The sequence below is a fragment of the Levilactobacillus koreensis JCM 16448 genome, from assembly GCF_001435525.1.
In the GTDB taxonomy this organism is placed as follows: domain Bacteria; phylum Bacillota; class Bacilli; order Lactobacillales; family Lactobacillaceae; genus Levilactobacillus; species Levilactobacillus koreensis.
The window spans coordinates 1-3,260 of record NZ_AZDP01000075.1 but is presented as its reverse complement, the minus strand read 5'-3'; the positions used below and the strand labels follow the sequence as shown (position 1 = coordinate 3,260).

Sequence of the window (3,260 nt, the reverse complement as noted above, 5' to 3'; positions counted from 1 at the left end):
GGCTTGAGATGTAGGAACAGTCAAAACATTCTAGTCCTTTTATGAATGAATTGGGTATAATACTTACCAGTTTACTTTTGGCCGGTGCCGCCAGTCGTGTCCCGGCTATTTTGTATCGAGGAGAAATTTAACTTATGATCCCATCAATTCAGATTATTTATGCCAGTCATACTGGCCGCAACCAAGCCATTGCGGGCCACTTGCAGGCCCAACTGGCCGCCCGCGCGCAAACGGTGATTACCGAGATTTCGCAAGCTGATGCGTTTGACCTACCCAATGCCGATGCCGTGATTATTGCGTGCTACACCTATCATGACGGTGAGTTGCCCGATGAAGCGCAAGACTTCTTTGCCGACCTGCAAGACGTTGACCTGGAACGGACCAAGTTTGCCGTATTGGGGTCCAGTTCTAAACAACACCTGCACTTTGGTCGCGCTGTCGATTATTTAACCATGCAGTTAAATTCCAGTAACGGTGAACAGGTCGCCGATTCGGTCAAAATTGACCAGGATCCGGACGATGACGATTACCAACGCATCGACCAATTGGCGCAACAGGTATTAAAAAGTTTCGGAATTTAATAACGAGGTGACCACGACATGTATTTACGAAAAGCAAAAATCGAAGAATTAGACTTAGTTTGTGACATTATTGAAGATGGCAAGCAACAACTCGCCGATGCCGGTATCGATCAATGGCAAAATGAGTATCCCAACCGCAACGTCATCAAGGGTGATATTGAAGACGGCCGGGCAGTCATTTATAACAGTGACGACCACGAAACGTTAGGTGTAGCTGCCATCATCGAGTCGCCGGACCACGCGTACGACACCATGGACGGCGAATGGCTCTCGACCAGCGACAAGTACGTCACGGTTCACCGGGTGGCCATCTTCTCCCATCATCAGGGCAAGGGCTACGCGTCCAAACTCTTCCGTGACCTGTTCGACTACATCGCAGAAAACCATCCCGAAGCCGACAGCATTCGTATCGACACGCACCGGGACAATAAGAAGATGCAACACCTAATTGAGAAATTCGGTTTCCAAAAGGTCGGCGATTTGGTTGGTGTCTATCACCCAGCTGACGTTTGTTTTGTATATGAAAAGTTAGTCTAAAAAAGTTGACCAATGACCGTTGCCGGCGTAACGCTGGTAGCGGCCTTTTTGCTGCTTGGGTCAATTTGAATAAAACGGGGAACTGCTGCATAATTAAGAACAAGTTTAGCTATTTATGTGGATGGTCTTGCGCCTTACCGGTCGGAAAATATGGGCTGGAACGGTGCGAACACAACTTGAAGCCTCGAAAATCACGAGTCTTCAAGCTTGGTTTTCTGCTAAGCCGGTGGAAAACCACCACCAACAACTAAGCAGAACGACGCGCCTGAGCCCATATTTACCGACCTCTCGGCTTACATAGTGGGTTACCGATTGATAGTTAATATGTCAATGTTATTGCTGGCTAAGTAGAGTAAATTCTGTGGTTATTGAAAAGGGTCAATCATAGCAGTCGGATTTTCTGACAGCTGCGGCGTGAGAAACGCGATCTATTTTAGACTGTTCGGCCGCAAATTAGTTAAGTCGCGAAATCGGTCACGGGCATCGTTTCAGCAAAAAAAGATTGCGTTACGGTCTAGAACCAGATAAACTGGTTCTCATAAAGTTTTAATTTATGGCCTGTACGATTTGAAGCAATTTTTAGTCAGCCATTGTTTATCGATATTTCAAAAATATATTCAGTAGAATAGAAAGAAGGAATTAGATTGCAAAGAAAACTAAGCGCTCGCCAAATGCAAATGATTGCGTTGGGCGGTACGATCGGCGTTGGATTATTTATGGGGTCTGGTTCCACAATCAAGTGGACGGGACCTTCCGTCCTCATCGCGTACATCATTTCTGGTGTTTTCCTCTACTTAATTATGCGGGCCCTCGGGGAGATGCTTTACGTGCACCCCACGACCGGGTCATTTGCAACCTTTGCTTCCGAATACATGCATCCCGTTTTTGGCTACCTGACGGCCTGGAGTAATATCTTCCAGTTCATCGTGGTCGGGATGAGTGAAATGATTGCGTTGGGCGGATACTTCCGTTTCTGGTGGCCCAACCTGCCGGACTGGATACCGGGGTTAGTCGCCATCACCTTCCTGTGTGTGGCCAACCTGATCTCGGTTAAAATGTTCGGGGAACTCGAATTCTGGTTTGCCCTGATTAAAGTGGTTACAATCGTCTTAATGATCATCGCTGGGTTAGGCGTGATTCTCTTTGGTTTCGGGAACCACGGAAACGCGGTCGGTATCAGTAATCTTTGGACGCATGGCGGGTTCTTTACCGGTGGGGCCAAAGGGTTCATCTACGCGCTGGCCATTGTGCTCGCGTCGTATCAAGGAATCGAGTTGATTGGGGTCACGGCCGGTGAAGCCGAGAACCCGCAACACACATTGGTCACGGCGATTCGTTCGACGGTGGCCCGAATCTTGATTTTCTACGTCGGCGCCATCTTCGTGATTGTTTCCATTTACCCTTGGGACCAACTCAACCAGATCGGTTCACCGTTCGTGCAGACGTTTGCTAAGATTGGGATTACCGCAGCGGCTTCCATCATTAACTTCGTGGTCATCACGGCGGCCTTGTCCGGGTCGAACTCCGGGATCTACAGTGCCAGTCGGATGGCCTACACCTTAGCCGAAAAAAGTCAGTTGCCGAAAAAGGTAACGTTGCTCAACCGGCATGGGGTTCCGTTCTACTCGGTCATCGCGATTTCCATCGGAATCGGGATTGGGGTCGTCTTGAACGTGGTCTTACCGATGTACTTCAAGGACGCCAGCCAGATCTTTGTCATGGTGTACAGTTCCAGTGTGCTTCCAGGGATGGTGCCGTGGTTCGTGATTTTGATCAGTGAAATCGAGTTCCGCAAGCAAAATCCACAGCACATGGCGAACCACCCGTTCAAAATGCCATTCGCACCGTGGTCCAACTACATCACGCTGGTCTTTCTGGCCATCACGTTGATCTTCATGTTCTTGAACCCCGAAACGCGCATCTCCATTTTAGTTGGGGTCGTCTTCCTGATTATCATGACGCTTATTTACTTCAGAAAATATCACGCCCGTGAAACGGCAGAAAAATAAGGTGTTGGTCCTGCACAACTGATTTTGTCAGGGACTAATCGCCAACAAAGGGCCCCGTGGAAAACATCCGCGGGGCCCTTTGTGTGTGCGCCCGGCATGGGCGCTAACTAGGCGGTGAAAGTCCGCTGTGGAC

The 3,260-nt window shown here is 48.9% G+C and carries 3 protein-coding genes; all 3 read left to right on the top strand.

Annotated features, from left to right (window positions below; all coding sequences use genetic code 11):
• The first annotated feature begins 134 nt into the window (after positions 1–134).
• The 3 genes from FC99_RS06405 (at position 135) to FC99_RS06395 (ending at position 3,127) form a co-directional block, all read left to right on the top strand.
• On the top strand, positions 135–581 hold the full coding sequence (locus tag FC99_RS06405; RefSeq protein ID WP_048733104.1) for a flavodoxin domain-containing protein: 447 nt from the start codon (positions 135–137) through the stop codon (positions 579–581).
• An 18-nt stretch (positions 582–599) separates the two neighbouring features.
• Positions 600–1,118, top strand: coding sequence for a GNAT family N-acetyltransferase (locus FC99_RS06400; RefSeq protein WP_048733102.1), 519 nt, complete (start codon positions 600–602; stop codon positions 1,116–1,118).
• Between the two features lie 644 nt (positions 1,119–1,762).
• Positions 1,763–3,127 carry an amino acid permease gene (locus tag FC99_RS06395; protein ID WP_048733100.1) on the top strand — a complete coding sequence of 455 codons (1,365 nt, stop codon included), beginning with the start codon at positions 1,763–1,765 and terminating at the stop codon, positions 3,125–3,127.
• The last annotated feature ends 133 nt before the right edge of the window (positions 3,128–3,260 follow it).

What these genes read in the sequence shown, in the direction of transcription:
- FC99_RS06405 (WP_048733104.1), top strand. Translation starts at nt 135, where the DNA reads ATGATCCCATCAATTCAGATTATTTATGCCAGTCATACTGGCCGCAAC.
- FC99_RS06400 (WP_048733102.1), top strand. Translation starts at nt 600, where the DNA reads ATGTATTTACGAAAAGCAAAAATCGAAGAATTAGACTTAGTTTGTGAC.